We start from the raw sequence: 14,028 nt of genomic DNA on the forward strand, positions 1-14,028 counted from the left end.
TATTGCGAATATTTAATTGTGTCACACAAAAGATTGAGCATGTGTCGAGATAAAATGAAAAAATGATTTAATGAAATGGTTTGGGATACAGACCTTAAATGACATTATTCCTCAGCCGGTCATGCAGCTCTCCGATCTTACCTTTGTTCCAACTATTGATCTTAGAGAAAAACCCGGTGACACGGGTTATTCCCTCAATGTTGACCGAATGGCAGTAAGGGCAACTGTCCTTCAGGCCGCGAACGGTCTTCCCACAATCTAGGCAAGAGGTAAACTCGGGACTAAATGCTATCTGCGCGTTCTGCGTGGTCTCGAAGGTCTTTTTGACAAAGGCAGCTATGCTTTCCGCCGGAGGTTTGTGCTCTCCGAGCCACACATGCGTGAGGGAACCTGCATCTATCAAGGGGTGGAACACACCCTCTTGTTTGACACGCTCTATGGCGCCTATATTTGCACCAACATTCAGATATGTGGAATTGGTGTAATAGACCTCGCCCGTGCTCTTGTTCCCCTTTATGACGGTCGATGTCTGCAAAGGATAATATTTCTTATCCAACTTTGCGAACCTATACGAGGTGCTTTCAGCCGGGGTCTGCTCCAAAGGCATCTTGATCCCATATTTTGCACCGATCTCCTCCGCGTCCTTCTTCATGGCCGCGATCACCCGAAGTCCGAACTTCATGGCATCTTTCGATTCATGAAGCTGTTGGCCGGTATGATATTGCACCATCTCGTTCAGACCCACCATGCCGACGAGGAAAGAGGCTTTGTTGAACCTGTAATATGGCTCCCCATCCATCTCCATTGTCAGCAAAGCGAGAGGTCCGTGCTTGCCCATTCCAAGCAATTTACCTATGAACTCACGCTTCTGCATATGAGACCTAGCGACTAGGTCGACCCTCTCGTGCAGCAATCTGAACAATTCGTCATCGTTCTGATGTGCCTCATATGCGATACGTGGGAGGTTTATGGTAACGTTCTGCATTGCCGAGTACCTCATTTTCCACGGGGTCTTTGCATCATCCAGGTCGCTCTGCTCGAGCTTGAATGTAAGTCTGCAGCACTCTGAGATCTTGGCTGTGTTGCCACGGTCAAAAACAAAGTAGGTGTTGCCCTTCTCAGAAGCGACCTTTGATATCTTATAAAGGAACTCCTCATGGCCGTCTGTCTTGAAGAACTTGTCCGTCATATGGACATTTGGCTTAGGGAAGAAGAACGGCCTCCCTAGAGCGTCACCCTCAAGATAAACGTCGAACAATGCGTTGATGAACCTCTGGGCCTCAGGAACGTAATCTTTATAAGTGGCTCCTGTGAACTCCCCTTTTGGCCCAATCGCCGGGACATCTTCAAAGTGTTGCGGGCATTCCCAATATAGATTTAGATCGCTGAAGATCGACTGCCCACCTCTGGCAACCGCTTGCTGTGCAAACTCGAATATGAGTATTTGAGCAAGCTGCTTCATACGTTCATCATCGACATTGACTAGGTAGGGAGCAAGGAACAGGTTGAAAGCGTCCCATCCGATCGCTCCGGCAAAATTGCCCTGTAATGCAGCCGAGAACTTCACGACCTGCTCGATCAGCACCTCTGGATGCTTTGCAGGTTTAGCGATCGATATCGCATTCGGGAGGTTCAATCCAAATTTTTTAACATACTCTATGGATTGTCCACTGCAATACGGGCGGTCGATCATTCCTAGGTCGTGCAGATGGATATCGCCTCGCATGTGGGCATCGGCCATTTCTTGGGTGAATACCTCTAACAAGGCGAACTCCTTCTTTATCCTCTCCGCTAAGGTGAGATTGGTCGCCTCGGGCCCATGCGGAACATTTGCATTCTCCTTGTTTGGGCTCATTATGATCTGTCTTGCATCATACAATGGTACTCCAAGCCTTGTGTGCTGTCGACGTATTTTAGACAGCCCATATTCGACAAGTTTTGCATTGGTGAGCTCTCTTATCAAAGGAGCCGTGATCACCTCGATCTCCAGCTCTGATATCATTTTCTCTACTTCTCGGGCCACTATAGCCGCGGCATCCTCGCTGATGGTCGTTTCACGGATCAAAGCATCATAGATCTTAGACCTGTCCCATTTCCTTATCTCTTCATCTGAGGTCCTTACGAACAAGGACAATTCTGTCGATTCTTTATCATCTGAAAATACTACGCCCGGCTCCATCATGTCTCCGGGCTCCTTCGTTGATGCGGTTGCCTTCATATTATTACTCCCTGCAATTAAAAAGACCGCATTGTCCCATCCACAAATGAGAACGCGATCCCACCCATTTATTGCTGCAACTATTTGGATTATACCCCAGCTTTAAATCGTTTTTTGAACTTGATTTGGTAAAAAATGCTTATTAGCAAATCTTTATTAGTTATCATATCTGTTACCAATTCTGTTATCACATGTTTCACCCAGATAGGGATTTTCGTTTCATAGTCCTCGAAACTTTGACTGAAGAGGGTAAGTCCATCAGTTCGCTATATAAAGAATTGAACAGTAAAGGATACAAAATAAATCGATTGTTACTTACAGGCTATCTTAGGGCATTAACAGACCTTAAAATAGTGAAGGAGAAAGAAATCCCTCCTGCAAAAATATACATCCCGATCAGAGGAAAGGAACGTACATTCTACGAGGTCATTGGAGATAAGGCAAGACAGATATACCCTATGGAAAAGGTGAATGAGGTTATACTTTTCACTTTGAACAAACTCTTTAAGAGAGCCGTCTTCGTGGAAGAACTCTCGAAGGCAGGTATAGAGGGAAATATACCAGGGCGTCTTGCCACTCCAGAGGAAAGGATGGAGGCAAAGAAGGTCCTATCACGTTCTGGGTTTAAGATCCCGGACAGTTCCCGGGCTTATGTGATGGACCATCAACCAAGTGAGGACCTTGAAAAAAGTTATGTCGAGCTCATGGAATCTCTATTGGTCGAAGGTCATGACATTGGTTTCCTGATTAAGGAAACAAAGCAGACGAAGTTGAACTTCTGACCGTTCTACATTATAAAAAGGTATTATACCTTCTCAATTCATACGCGGTCGCATGAGCTTGAAGGCCCTGGTGGAAGAAATAAAAAAGTATCCGGGGGTGACCCGAAAGCACACAATTTCCGAGGTCATCAATTTCTTCCCAAAAGTCAGCAACCGTAATGTATTGGCATCTTATGGCGAAGATGCTGCTGTTGTCGAATGGGAGGATGACAAGGTCCTGCTTCTCGCCGCTGATGGTATAATGGAGGCCTTGATGAAGGCAAATCCTTTCTATGCTGGTTATTACGCGGTCCTTGTGAACCTTCATGATATCGCTGCCATGGGCGGGATACCAATAGCTATGTTAGATGTCCTCTCTGTTAAAGAGGAGAAGGTCTGTGGACACGTAATGAAGGGGATGGAGGCGGCGGTAAAAAAATTCGCTGTGCCTATAGTCGGAGGGCACACGCATCCTGATTGCAGCTATAATGCGATCGACATCGCTATTGTTGGTTATTGTGAGAGCAAGGAACAATGCATATACAGCCATACCGCCCAGGCAGGTCATGATGCGATAATGGTGATGGACCTTGATGGGTTCTATCCAGAAGGTCTTTATTTTGCATGGGACACCACTAGCAAAAAAGATGCCGAGCTTGTACGAAAGCAGATGCGGGTGATGAACAAGATCGCCAAAAGGAGATTATGCAACTGTGGGAAGGACATCAGCAACCCGGGTGCCCTTGGGACCATGGGAATGATGCTTGAGACGTCAGGGAAGGGTGCTACCATTGATATCACCAAGATACCAAGGCCCGAAGGGGTGGATCTTGCTAGATGGTTAAAATCCTATCAAGGACTAGGTTATGTCCTTGCATGCGATCCATCAAATTCCAAAGAGATTCTCGACATGTTCGCAGCCGTGGGCGTCGATGGCGCGGTTGTGGGCAAGATCGACGACACCAAGGTGATGAAGATAACTGACGGGACACAGACCGAGGTACTTTTCGATTTCAACAAGGAATTTATTACTGGGTGCGCTCCAGCCAAGAGCACGTCCGGATGGGAACCCATCAGCTTTGACAATGGCAAATAAAAAGTGCTAGGCCACGAAGGTTGCCGTTCGGGTCGCCCTAGGTTTGCCATGCGCAAGCTCCGCCCCGCTCCCCTTCGAGCGTAGGTAGTCCGCGGTTAGGCTGCTCCCGTCAGGGCCTGACCCGGTCCCCGCGATTAGAGCAAGGGGCGCAACCCTCCAGCTGCGCCACGATGCAGCCACCGACCCCGCAGGACAGGACATCAGCACCTGCTCATGGGCCTAAGGCTCTCCGGATACGACGTCCCCCGCTGTCACCCCCGCGTATCGACGATTTCGGTGTACAAGGACACGCCGAGCGTCCCGGTCAAGCCTAGCGTCCCAGGATTACGACATTGACGTATTTAAGATACTTGGTCTGAGCTTGGGCATGCTTGACCGAGGTCACGCGCCGAGACCTCCCGAAAATGGTAATAATATCCTGCTGCCAATAGAGAACAGAAGCTCATGGTGTTCAACACGACCCCCTCAAAGCCTGAATGGATCAAGGTCAAGGCACCTGTAGGGGGTGGATTCTCGCAAGTCCGCGACACCCTTCGGTCCTTGGGGGTGCGGTCTGTCTGTGACCCTTCGCATTGCCCGAACATCTATGATTGTTGGTCCAAGGGCACCGCTACCTTCTTGATCCTAGGAGGCACCTGCACAAGGGGCTGTCGGTTCTGCTCAGTGCCCGCAGGAAAGGTAGGAGACCCCGTCGACCCGACGGAGCCGAAAAGGGTGGCCGAGGCGGTGGTCCGTCTAGGCCTAGAGCATGTCGTGATAACCTCGGTCACCCGCGATGACCTTGAGGACCAAGGCTCTTCTATCTTTTATTCGGTGACAAGGTCAATTAAAGAACGCTCGCCCCTTTGCTCGGTGGAGCTTTTAATCCCGGACATGGCCGGTTCAGATAAGGCGATAGCAGATATCCTCTCTTCTCATCCAGATGTACTAGGCCACAATATCGAGACTGTGGAGAGGCTCACTCCTTACATAAGGCATCCACAGGCATCTTATCGTAGATCTTTGAAGGTCTTGTCCCTCGCGAAGGAGATCTGGCCATCGGTCCTGACGAAGAGCTCGTTGATGCTAGGCCTTGGTGAGACAAAGGATGAGGCGATCAAGACCTTGTCTGACATCAGAGATGTCGGGACCGACATAGTTACCATCGGGCAATATCTCAGACCTGGTAGGGAACAGATACAGGTCGACCGTTACATATCACCAGAGGAGTTCAAAGAGATGGAAGAAATCGCAAAGGACCTGGGATTCTTACATGTTTCCTCAGGCCCGTTCGTCCGTTCATCGTACATGGCAAAAGAGGCGTTCAACAAAATAAGGAGGAAAGGTCGTGCTGATCGAGGATTTTGACCCGTTGAAGGGGGAGATGTTGCGCATTTTGGATGTGGATGGGAATGTGAATAGGGAGCTTGAGCCGGAGATCGATGACAGTACGCTACTGCGCATGTACAGGAACATGTCATTGACCAGGATCGCCGACGATAAGGCGGTAAAGCTGCAGAGGCAGGGAAGGCTCGGCGCCTATCCGCCCAGCAAGGGGCAGGAGGCCTCTCAGACCGGACCCGCCGCCGCGATGGATAAAGAAGATTGGACCGTCTGGGCTTTCCGTGAGCTTGGGAACCTTCTTTATCGGGGGATACCTCTCTCGACGCTCTACCTTTATTGGATGGGGAACGAGGAAGGAAGCAAATTTCCAGATGGTATGAGGATCACCCCTTCTGCCGTACCTGTAGGCTCTCAGGTACCTCATGCCGTCGGCATAGCATATGCCGCGAAGGTCAGGAAAGAAAGGTCGGCCGTGGTGTGTTACTTCGGTGACGGCGCCACCTCGGAAGGGGAGTTCCATGAGGGAATGAACTTCGCTGGTGTCCTGAGGACGCCGAACGTGTTCATTTGCCAGAACAATCAATGGGCAATATCGGTACCAAGGACCAGGCAGACCGCCTCAAGGACCATCGCCCAGAAGGCATTGGCCTATGGGTTCCCTGGGATACTGGTCGATGGGAACGACGCCCTTGCCATGTTCGCAGCGACGAAGGAGGCCCTTGATCGGGCACGTAATGGGGAAGGTCCGACCTTGATCGAGTCATACACCTATAGGATGGGGGACCATACAACGTCCGATGATGCCACCAGGTACCGTCTGGAAAAGGAGATCGCCGAGTGGGCCCTGAAAGACCCCCTGAAGCGGTTCAGAAGATACATCGAGGAACGTGGGATCTGGAACGAGGTCAAGGAGAGGGAGATGCAGGATGGTATAGCATCTTTCGTCGAGGCCGAGGTAAAAAAGGCAGAGGGCCATCCGAGACCGACGCTAGAGGATGTTTTCAGGTACACCTATGCGGAAATGACAGATGACCTAAAAGAACAGATGGAGGCCCTCTCCAAGGCCGCCCACGGCAGGAGCGAGGAATGATCATGCCTCTCATGAACATGGTCCAGGCCATCAATGCTGCTATGAGGGAAGAGATGGAGAGGGACCCTACAGTCGTCTTGTTGGGAGAGGATGTTGGGGTCGACGGGGGCGTCTTCAGGCTCTCGGAGGGGCTTTTGGACAGGTTCGGTCCGGAGAGGGTCATCGACACGCCCTTGGCAGAGGCCGGAATAGCAGGTGTCAGCATAGGTATGGCCATGAACGGTCTACGTCCGATAGCTGAGATACAGTTCATGGGGTTCTCCTATCTGACCCTTAACCAGATGATATGTCACGCGGCGAGAATGAGGAACAGGACGAGAGGGAAGCTGACCGTCCCGATGGTCCTACGGATGCCGTACGGCGCAGGGGTGAAGGCGCTGGAACATCATAGCGAGAGCACCGAGGCGCTGTTCTGTCATATCCCTGGGCTGAAGGTGGTCGTGCCATCGACGCCCCTTGAGGCAAAGGGCCTTCTGACATCCTCGATACGGGATCCGGACCCCGTCATCTTCCTTGAGCCTACCAGAAGCTATAGGATGTTGAAAGAGGAGGTCCCCGAGGGTGAGTATACTGTCCCATTAGGCAAGGCAAGGGTGGTGCAGGAAGGCTCTGATGTCACGGTGATAGGGTGGGGGGCGATGGTCCCCCAGATACAGAAAGCGGTCGACATCACGTCATCGAGCGTGAGCTCAGAGGTTCTTGACCTGAGGACCCTGAGCCCGATAGATTGGCGGTCGGTCCTTGCATCTGTCAGGAAGACCGGCAGGTTGGTCGTCGTGCACGAGGCCCCGAAGAGCTTCGGCGTGGGGGCAGAGATAGCGGCCAGGGTGGCGGAGAGAGAACTGCTCTCATTGGAGGCCCCCATAGAAAGGGTGACGGCCCCGGACATCACGGTACCATTGCCGAAAGGAGAGGACCATTATTACATATCCCCTGAGAGGATAGCGGACGCGATCGAGAGAGCGGCATCGTTCTGAGGTGAGAGCATGGTCAAAGATTTCAAGTTCCCGGACCTGGGGGAAGGCATAACCGAGGGAGAGATAAAGAAATGGCTCGTCAAGGAGGGCGACGTCGTGAAACAGGACCAGACCTTGGCGGAGGTAGAGACCGACAAGGCCGTGGTGGAGATACCATCCCCATCACCCGGAAAGGTCCTGAGGCTGAACCATGGTGAGGGGGACATTGTAAAGGTCGGCGAGACCCTTGCCGTCATTGGAGAGGAAGGAGAGACCGTTGGTCCGACGATGGACCAGATAAAGGAGGAAATGAGGCCGCAGGAAAGGAGGGGGTCGGTCTCTGTGGTAGGGGAGCTCCCGACAGAAGAGGTCGTAGTATCTTCCAAAGAAGTGGCGCGGACAACCACGTCAAAGGGGGTCCAGGCGACCCCGGCCGTCCGGAAGTTGGCAAAGGACCTTGGGGTCGATATATCGATGGTGAAGGGCAGCGGTCCCGAAGGAAGGGTGACCGAATCTGACGTGCGCTCATTTGGAACGGCGGAAAAACAAAAGACGAAGGTCGTCCCGAAGTTCGACCTGTACGGATTCGTTGACAGGATCCCTATCAAAGGTGTCAGAAGGACCACGGCAAAGCACATGATGGAATCACAGCAGAATGTTGCCGCGGTGACAGCGATGGACGATGCTGACATCACCGACCTGGTATCACTAAGGGAGAAAATAAAGGACCAGGTCCTGAAAGAGAAAGGCGTCAAGATAACCTACATGCCGTTCATTATAACTGCGGTGGTAAAGGCATTGAGGGACCATCCTCTGCTCAACTCCGTTGTGGACGACAAGAACGAACAGATAGTAGTCAAAAAGTACTATAACATCGGGATCGCGGTCGCGGTCGATGATGGCCTGATCGTCCCAGTTTTAAAGGCCGCTGACCAAAAGTCCATAGTCGAGATCGCACAGGAGGTCCAGAACCTTTCCGAACTAGCTAGGACCAGGAAGCTGGACATCGCCGACCTCAAGGGTGGGACGTTCACCATCACCAACTATGGGGCCTTCGGTGGGACCTATGGTACTCCAATCATCAATTACCCAGAGGTCGCTATATTGGGCACGGGCAGGATAATGGATGTACCCAGGGTCGTGGACGGCGTCATAAGGGCCAGGAAGATACTCCCATTGTCCCTGACCTTTGACCATAGGGCGTTGGACGGGGCGGAGGCCGCAAAGTTCCTGAACGACCTGAAAAGGCATCTTGAGAGCCCCGAGCTGATGCTGATTCCGCCGGTCATCGACTGAGGTTCCAATCATCAGAACGATAGCGGGATAGGGCAAGAGACCCTGCCCTGGCCTCTTCATCCATGCTCATCTCGCCCAGGTACCACTGCTTACCTTTGAGGAAGGATGCCATCAAAGCCCTCAGAAGGCCGTCCAGGGAGGTTCCAACGAGCTCCGATGCCCCGACCACCCTTTGTCCGTAAGAGGAGATGTTCTTGTCTGAAACTTTGGTCCTGCCCACCTTGAGCACCTTGAACATCCTCTCCCTGTCGACCTTGTACAGCACCGTCCCATGCATCGTAAAGACGCCCGATCTTCTGGTCTGGGCATTGCCCGATATCTTCCTCCCATCAATCACCACGTCATTGATGGGCGAAAACTCTGCGCGCAGTCCGAAGGTCCCCAGGGCATCGATGATCCAGCTACAGACCTCATGATAAGAGGCGGAAATGTCCGGCCCAATGTACCTTTCAGGACAGATCACGCTGTATGTTATCTCCCCATCAGTATCGTGGAACACGGCCCCCCCGCCGGTCCTTCTCCTTATCGCATCGATGCCAAGCTCGTGACATGCGTCGAGGTCCACCTCATCGCGCATGCTCTGGAAACACCCAATGGTGACCGCTGGTGGCGACCATCCGTAGAACCTTATGGTCGGGGGCGACTCGTTGAAAGAGATCGCCTCGGCTATGGCCTCGTCGATGGCCATGTTGAGCGCCCCGTCCCTTATTGCAAATGGCAGAAGCCTCCATCTCTCCCTGAGCATCATCCATCACCCAGAAGCTCTGTCAGGTCGTCCACCGTGAAACCGATCAATATGATGCCATAATCCTCCACGGTCCTGTTCAGGACCGCCCTCATTGTTTCAACGTCTTCGGTCCTGAGCCCTACGAGGGACCGTTCCATCTTTTCGAGGCCCTCTTCGGGATGAACAAAGAAGTCACCCTCTATGCGGACCGATACTATCTTCCCATCCTTCCTTTCGGTCCTGACCCTGACAAGTTTTCCTCCTGGGACCTTCTTCTCTCTTGATCTATCCATGGATGGCTCTCACTTACCCGATGCCCATTCCTTCATCTTATCGAGGCTTATCCTATAACCGCACAATGCCTTCCCCTTCCTTTCATTATAAAAGGCGGGGACCCCTAGCTCCCCTCCACAGGCCTCAGAGATGACATCTCCATATTCCTGCATGAGCCTCTGGTTCTCCTGGTTGTGCCATACCTCAAGATGCTCCAGCTTGATGTTCAATTCCTTCTCAAGCTGCTCTACGGTCGGTCTTATCTGTTTACAATGCGGGCATTCCCTACCCCAGAACCAGATCAGCCTCTCTCCTTTTTTCGTCACTCACGACCCTCCTTTTTGACAAATAGACCACACCAGCACTCGCCCAGCTCTTCCCAATTCTTCTGTCTAGGGAAGTTGCATGGGCAGATCAGCGCGAGGTCCTTGACCGGGTCCCCGCTAGGTATCCTACAAGGGCAATATCTCGCTCCCATGTTCTTCAGGTTCTCAAGCACGCCCGAGCACAACATGGATATCTCATCCTCTTTCGAGGTCAACCTACATTTAGGATTCCTCTCTGCGAAATCCTTCCATGACCCGATGACCTTTTGGTCAGTGTCCAATGGTTCGGTCCTTGGACCAATTATCCTCATGGCCTCATCATGGTCACTGAGGACGAACGCATGGACAGCGCCACAGGTAGGACATATCTCGGGAGGTCTGTTTCCATAATGGATGTCATTGCAAACATGACATCGCCACATCTTCTTTGCCATGAGCAACCCTGTTTAGTAATGTCAGCAAAGGTATAATGAATGTTACCGACAAGGCCATGATCGCGGATCTACCTATAATGAGCTATCATTCACCTTCGACCGCCCATAAAAAATGTCACAAAGGACCGTAACCTATATGTTGGGATTCGGGGTTCGCCCCGAACATGTCAGAATCGATATCATCACAGGCAGAGAAACTCTTTAAGGCGATGAAGCAGGCAGGAGCGGTCAGCGAGGACAAGGCGCTATCAGCGGAGAAGGCCACGACTCTCTCCAAGTTGCCGAAGGCGCAGTGCATGAACGCCCTTCAAGAATTGGAGAAGAAAGGCATCGTGAAGAAGAAGTCGAAGAACGTGGCCGTCTCGTACTATCTTGCAAAGACCGAGCTTTGAACACTATCAAACCCGGCCGCTATGGCGGCCTTTTTTTCTAAAACACTGCCAGGTCGACCACCATAAGTACCATGGATATCACGAATATTGACATGACCACCGTCGTGGTCGCCCTTGCCCATTCATAGCTATAATATTTGAAAAGGGCCATCATCGTGACCGCGGCCCATCCGAAAAGGGCGGTCAAAAGGAGCAGCAGGTTCACCAGGCCTATATGCCCTGTCAATGCCAATACCACTGTTGCACCATAACCCGAAAAAATGAGGATGGCCTGCACACGGGCCATCATGTTAACGCCGAACCTATAAGTCATATTCCTTTTTCTTGAACGGATGTCCGCCTGTTTGTCCGGGAATTCCACCCCTATGATCGCCGCAAGGCCGAACAGGAACAGGAGGATCGAGTATGGTAAGAGGACAGAAGGGAACGAGCCCGAGATATAATATGCGCTTATGAAAGGTACACCGAAAGCAAGCAGAACTGCAACCAGGACCTCTCCGAAGCCACGCTCCATGAACCTAAATGGTCGTACAGAGTACCCCCATGCCAATAATGCGGTCGATATGAACAAGGGTAATAAAAGCTCGCGGCCATCGGTCTCTTTTTCGGCATATATCACCAAGGATACGGCGATGGCCAAGGTGGCCACGGCCAATGATAGGGCGGTCGATGCACCTATTTGGCCGGTCGCAACGACGCCGCTGCCCCCAGAAAAGAAGGTCGTCCGGGCATACCTGTCGCCTGACCAATCCGTGTATTCGTTGATAAGACCGGCCGAGAGCTGCACCATGGCGATCGCTGCAAGCATCGCGATGCTCCCTCGTTCCATCACCTCGTTCAGGTCCGTAACTGAGAACGCCCCTATGCCAAATAACAACAAGGAGGCCAACATGAACTGAGGACGCATCAGTGAGATAAGGTTGAATGCCACATACCTAACATAAGATGGCCTCAACAATCTTGACCAAGACCTTTTCATAAGACCCGCTGTCCCCTCATGGGCAGGCACACCCTTTAACTATGCGCCCGGCCTTTCAAAGCTCTTGGTAACCGTTATCTTGGTAACCGTTATATCCATTACTCCCGTTCCCTCATCCGATGTTCGAAGGGCTGTTGATCTCGGCGACACTGCTGTTCTTCATATTCGACCCGTTCGCTAGCCTGCCGATATTCATCAGTCTCACCCATGACCAAAAAGAGGACCAGATGACAATGAGCGCGAACCGTGCCATATTGGTCGCTGGTATGTTGTTCGTGATATTCGCGTTCGTGGGACAGCAGATTCTGGACATCTTCAGCATATCGACCGATGGTTTCCGGATCGCAGGCGGCATCGTCCTGTTGATGATGGCCGTCGAGGTGGTTTTTGGCCTGGAACTGACCAAACAAAAGAAAGGGGACGTGGCATGGGTCATAATCGCGACCCCGGTGCTTACCGGTCCGGGTGTGATATCGACGGCGATCCTTCTCGTGAACATCTATGACCTGCCGACAGTACTTTTGGCCGGAGCCTTTGCCCTGGTCCTCACCTGGATATTGCTCAGGAACGCCGTCTTTATAGTGAAGATGATAGGTCAGACAGCCATTGACGTTCTGTCCAGGATCATCGGCATGATAATCGCTGCATTGGCGGTGGAATATATAATGTCCGGTGCCATCGATTATATTGCCAACTATGCCCCTTCGGTCATTTGGTTCCTATCGGTCTGAAAATGCCCGCTCGGAGATAAGGTCGGCAGCTTTATTATCACCGAGCACAAGATAAGAAAGGGCATTTCAGGAACGGCGAGATCATGGTGACAAAGAAAGAAAAAGAATGTCGCAAGTGCGGAGACGAACTGGTGCTGGATGAGACCCCAAAGCTCAAGATCAACGGCAAAGACGTCGGCATCAATGACCTTGATGAGATAATGAACGAGGTGATGGCATTGGGCCTGAAGGATGAGACGGCCATAGGCAGGGAGCTGTTGTCAAGGGTCAAGGCCAATGATTTCGTTCCAAGGTCCGTTGAAAAAGAGTATGAGAGAGCGTTGCTTGAAGAGTACAATAGACGGTCCAGATGAGAACGCTGTATCATTTGACAAAAGGTTTATCCAAATACCTGACGATAAAACCCGTCCATGACCGAGAACGACCTAGAACTACTGGTCGACGATGCCCATCTGACGGCACTTGACCTTTCGACGCACATCCTCGAGCACGCGAACGCGTTCAGGCTCCTGTCCTTCAACCCTGATTATCTGGGAAGGAGAAGGTTGCGGTATATGATCCTGCTCATCATGTTCGATGAGGTGGGAAAGCTCATGGAGATAATGAAGGACTGCGAGCGTGCCGTTACCGCGAAGGACCCATACGTCAGGGTCCGTGGATTCTTTTCAAGCAATAAAAAAGGGGAGGCATTTGAGAACATACTAAAAGAGCTCAGCAAATCGGAGATGCTCTATGCATTGTTCAAAAGAGTGATGGGGAGACCCCCGTCAAACGTAGACTTTGAAATGTTTAAGGAGGAGCTCATCAAAGGCTCGGAGCACCTGGACTCACAGTTGAGAGCAATGATGTATTATGACATCAGAGGCCGGTCTGACGGGTCGTCAATGATCCCAGAGGATAAGGTTGTCGATATGTTATTTGAAGCGATAGTCATGAACGTCGAGGGGGCAAGGGAGTTCATCCATGAATGGGCCAGGGCCAAAGAGCTTGACCTCACCTATATTTTGAGGCCTATTAAGGTCGAGACATGTCCTGGCATTAAGCTCTGGACGAAGGAAGGCCTGCAAGCATCTCAAAAGGACGTCAGGAGGTGATGTCCTGTCGTTCGATGAATATGAGATCGACCTGAACGCAAAGTGCGTCTGTGGATGCATGGAGGGGAACAGGATACACAAGATATACCGATTCCCCAACGATTATGGCGCGTCCGTCGTGAACAATCCCGAAGGACTGCACCTTTTCAGCGGAGCGTTCCGAATGTATGTCCTCAGATATACATCACCGCCCCCTGAGAATTGTTGGGAGATCGCTGACGATACGCCGATCACCGATGGTACATTGGAACTCAAGGACTGGGGCGAGGTCGAATCGGTCCTTAAAAGGATAATGGCGCTCCCAAGGCCGTAAGGAAAACATTGTATATACT

17 protein-coding genes and 1 other RNA gene are annotated in these 14,028 nt (G+C 51.6%); 11 read left to right on the top strand and 7 right to left on the bottom strand.

Annotation, left to right across the window (positions count from 1 at the left end):
* Positions 1–94: 94 nt before the first annotated feature.
* Complete coding sequence (nrdD, locus tag HPY73_00305; protein QLH74047.1) at positions 95–2,218, bottom strand: anaerobic ribonucleoside-triphosphate reductase; 2,124 nt, start codon at positions 2,216–2,218, stop codon at positions 95–97.
* 191 nt (positions 2,219–2,409) lie between these two features.
* Between nrdD and HPY73_00310 the strand changes: the two genes are divergently transcribed.
* Positions 2,410–3,000 (top strand): hypothetical protein, encoded by a 591-nt coding sequence (locus HPY73_00310; GenBank protein QLH74048.1) that lies wholly within the window; start codon positions 2,410–2,412, stop codon positions 2,998–3,000.
* A 52-nt stretch (positions 3,001–3,052) separates the two neighbouring features.
* The gene (locus tag HPY73_00315) at positions 3,053–4,075 is read left to right on the top strand and encodes a methanogenesis marker 2 protein (protein ID QLH74049.1); all 1,023 of its coding nucleotides are present in this window, start codon (positions 3,053–3,055) and stop codon (positions 4,073–4,075) included.
* Positions 4,076–4,079: 4 nt separating this feature from the next.
* On the opposite strand, the gene ffs is transcribed toward HPY73_00315, so the two are convergent.
* Positions 4,080–4,391, bottom strand: an RNA gene (gene ffs, locus HPY73_00320) — signal recognition particle sRNA.
* A 128-nt stretch (positions 4,392–4,519) separates the two neighbouring features.
* Between ffs and lipA the strand changes: the two genes are divergently transcribed.
* Genes lipA through HPY73_00340 form a run of 4 tightly spaced genes read left to right on the top strand, consistent with a single transcriptional unit; the run spans position 4,520 to position 8,740 of the window.
* Positions 4,520–5,422, top strand: a complete 903-nt coding sequence (gene lipA, locus HPY73_00325) for a lipoyl synthase (protein QLH74050.1) — start codon at positions 4,520–4,522, stop codon at positions 5,420–5,422.
* 16 nt (positions 5,423–5,438) lie between these two features.
* The gene (gene pdhA / locus HPY73_00330) at positions 5,439–6,488 is read left to right on the top strand and encodes a pyruvate dehydrogenase (acetyl-transferring) E1 component subunit alpha (GenBank protein ID QLH75581.1); all 1,050 of its coding nucleotides are present in this window, start codon (positions 5,439–5,441) and stop codon (positions 6,486–6,488) included.
* A gap of 2 nt (positions 6,489–6,490) precedes the next feature.
* Entirely contained in the window at positions 6,491–7,465 is a 975-nt protein-coding gene (locus HPY73_00335) for an alpha-ketoacid dehydrogenase subunit beta (protein ID QLH75582.1), read from the top strand.
* Positions 7,466–7,474: 9 nt separating this feature from the next.
* Positions 7,475–8,740, top strand: a complete 1,266-nt coding sequence (locus HPY73_00340; protein QLH74051.1) for a 2-oxo acid dehydrogenase subunit E2 — start codon at positions 7,475–7,477, stop codon at positions 8,738–8,740.
* On the opposite strand, the gene HPY73_00345 is transcribed toward HPY73_00340, so the two are convergent.
* Genes HPY73_00345 through HPY73_00360 form a run of 4 tightly spaced genes read right to left on the bottom strand, consistent with a single transcriptional unit; the run spans position 8,730 to position 10,500 of the window.
* Positions 8,730–9,485, bottom strand: a complete 756-nt coding sequence (locus tag HPY73_00345) for a lipoate--protein ligase family protein (protein QLH75583.1) — start codon at positions 9,483–9,485, stop codon at positions 8,730–8,732. The two genes, HPY73_00340 and HPY73_00345, sit on opposite strands and share 11 nt — an antisense overlap.
* Positions 9,485–9,760 carry a hypothetical protein gene (locus HPY73_00350; protein QLH74052.1) on the bottom strand — a complete coding sequence of 92 codons (276 nt, stop codon included), beginning with the start codon at positions 9,758–9,760 and terminating at the stop codon, positions 9,485–9,487. Before HPY73_00350 ends, HPY73_00345 begins: the two co-directional genes overlap by 1 nt.
* Before the next feature lie 9 nt (positions 9,761–9,769).
* The gene (locus HPY73_00355) at positions 9,770–10,066 is read right to left on the bottom strand and encodes a thioredoxin family protein (GenBank protein ID QLH74053.1); all 297 of its coding nucleotides are present in this window, start codon (positions 10,064–10,066) and stop codon (positions 9,770–9,772) included.
* On the bottom strand, positions 10,063–10,500 hold the full coding sequence (locus HPY73_00360) for a hypothetical protein (GenBank protein QLH74054.1): 438 nt from the start codon (positions 10,498–10,500) through the stop codon (positions 10,063–10,065). Before HPY73_00360 ends, HPY73_00355 begins: the two co-directional genes overlap by 4 nt.
* Before the next feature lie 164 nt (positions 10,501–10,664).
* Here HPY73_00360 and HPY73_00365 point away from each other — a divergent pair, with 164 nt between their 5' ends.
* Positions 10,665–10,892: a hypothetical protein gene (locus tag HPY73_00365; protein QLH74055.1), complete on the top strand. Its 228-nt coding sequence runs from the start codon at positions 10,665–10,667 to the stop codon at positions 10,890–10,892.
* Between the two features lie 37 nt (positions 10,893–10,929).
* On the opposite strand, the gene HPY73_00370 is transcribed toward HPY73_00365, so the two are convergent.
* Entirely contained in the window at positions 10,930–11,871 is a 942-nt protein-coding gene (locus HPY73_00370; protein ID QLH74056.1) for a prenyltransferase, read from the bottom strand.
* A 119-nt stretch (positions 11,872–11,990) separates the two neighbouring features.
* On the opposite strand from HPY73_00370, the gene HPY73_00375 reads away from it, so the two are divergent.
* The 4 genes from HPY73_00375 (at position 11,991) to HPY73_00390 (ending at position 14,009) form a co-directional block, all read left to right on the top strand.
* Positions 11,991–12,602, top strand: coding sequence for a MarC family protein (locus HPY73_00375; protein ID QLH74057.1), 612 nt, complete (start codon positions 11,991–11,993; stop codon positions 12,600–12,602).
* Between the two features lie 83 nt (positions 12,603–12,685).
* Positions 12,686–12,955 carry a hypothetical protein gene (locus HPY73_00380; protein QLH74058.1) on the top strand — a complete coding sequence of 90 codons (270 nt, stop codon included), beginning with the start codon at positions 12,686–12,688 and terminating at the stop codon, positions 12,953–12,955.
* 57 nt (positions 12,956–13,012) lie between these two features.
* A complete protein-coding gene (locus HPY73_00385; GenBank protein QLH74059.1) occupies positions 13,013–13,696 on the top strand; it encodes a hypothetical protein in 684 nt (227 codons plus the stop codon).
* Between the two features lie 58 nt (positions 13,697–13,754).
* Positions 13,755–14,009 (top strand): hypothetical protein, encoded by a 255-nt coding sequence (locus tag HPY73_00390; GenBank protein ID QLH74060.1) that lies wholly within the window; start codon positions 13,755–13,757, stop codon positions 14,007–14,009.
* Positions 14,010–14,028: the final 19 nt, after the last annotated feature.

It is taken from the genome of Methanomassiliicoccales archaeon (assembly GCA_013415865.1).
Taxonomy (GTDB): Archaea; Thermoplasmatota; Thermoplasmata; order Methanomassiliicoccales; family UBA472; genus MVRC01.

Excerpts from the sequence above, each read along its gene's own strand:
- nrdD (QLH74047.1), bottom strand. The coding sequence starts at position 2,218 with ATGAAGGCAACCGCATCAACGAAGGAGCCCGGAGACATGATGGAGCCG.
- HPY73_00310 (QLH74048.1), top strand. The coding sequence starts at position 2,410 with ATGTTTCACCCAGATAGGGATTTTCGTTTCATAGTCCTCGAAACTTTG.
- HPY73_00315 (QLH74049.1), top strand. The coding sequence starts at position 3,053 with ATGAGCTTGAAGGCCCTGGTGGAAGAAATAAAAAAGTATCCGGGGGTG.
- lipA (QLH74050.1), top strand. The coding sequence starts at position 4,520 with ATGGTGTTCAACACGACCCCCTCAAAGCCTGAATGGATCAAGGTCAAG.
- pdhA (QLH75581.1), top strand. The coding sequence starts at position 5,439 with ATGTTGCGCATTTTGGATGTGGATGGGAATGTGAATAGGGAGCTTGAG.
- HPY73_00335 (QLH75582.1), top strand. The coding sequence starts at position 6,491 with ATGCCTCTCATGAACATGGTCCAGGCCATCAATGCTGCTATGAGGGAA.
- HPY73_00340 (QLH74051.1), top strand. The coding sequence starts at position 7,475 with ATGGTCAAAGATTTCAAGTTCCCGGACCTGGGGGAAGGCATAACCGAG.
- HPY73_00345 (QLH75583.1), bottom strand. The coding sequence starts at position 9,485 with ATGCTCAGGGAGAGATGGAGGCTTCTGCCATTTGCAATAAGGGACGGG.
- HPY73_00350 (QLH74052.1), bottom strand. The coding sequence starts at position 9,760 with ATGGATAGATCAAGAGAGAAGAAGGTCCCAGGAGGAAAACTTGTCAGG.
- HPY73_00360 (QLH74054.1), bottom strand. The coding sequence starts at position 10,500 with ATGGCAAAGAAGATGTGGCGATGTCATGTTTGCAATGACATCCATTAT.
- HPY73_00365 (QLH74055.1), top strand. The coding sequence starts at position 10,665 with ATGTCAGAATCGATATCATCACAGGCAGAGAAACTCTTTAAGGCGATG.
- HPY73_00370 (QLH74056.1), bottom strand. The coding sequence starts at position 11,871 with ATGAAAAGGTCTTGGTCAAGATTGTTGAGGCCATCTTATGTTAGGTAT.
- HPY73_00375 (QLH74057.1), top strand. The coding sequence starts at position 11,991 with ATGTTCGAAGGGCTGTTGATCTCGGCGACACTGCTGTTCTTCATATTC.
- HPY73_00380 (QLH74058.1), top strand. The coding sequence starts at position 12,686 with ATGGTGACAAAGAAAGAAAAAGAATGTCGCAAGTGCGGAGACGAACTG.
- HPY73_00385 (QLH74059.1), top strand. The coding sequence starts at position 13,013 with ATGACCGAGAACGACCTAGAACTACTGGTCGACGATGCCCATCTGACG.
- HPY73_00390 (QLH74060.1), top strand. The coding sequence starts at position 13,755 with ATGGAGGGGAACAGGATACACAAGATATACCGATTCCCCAACGATTAT.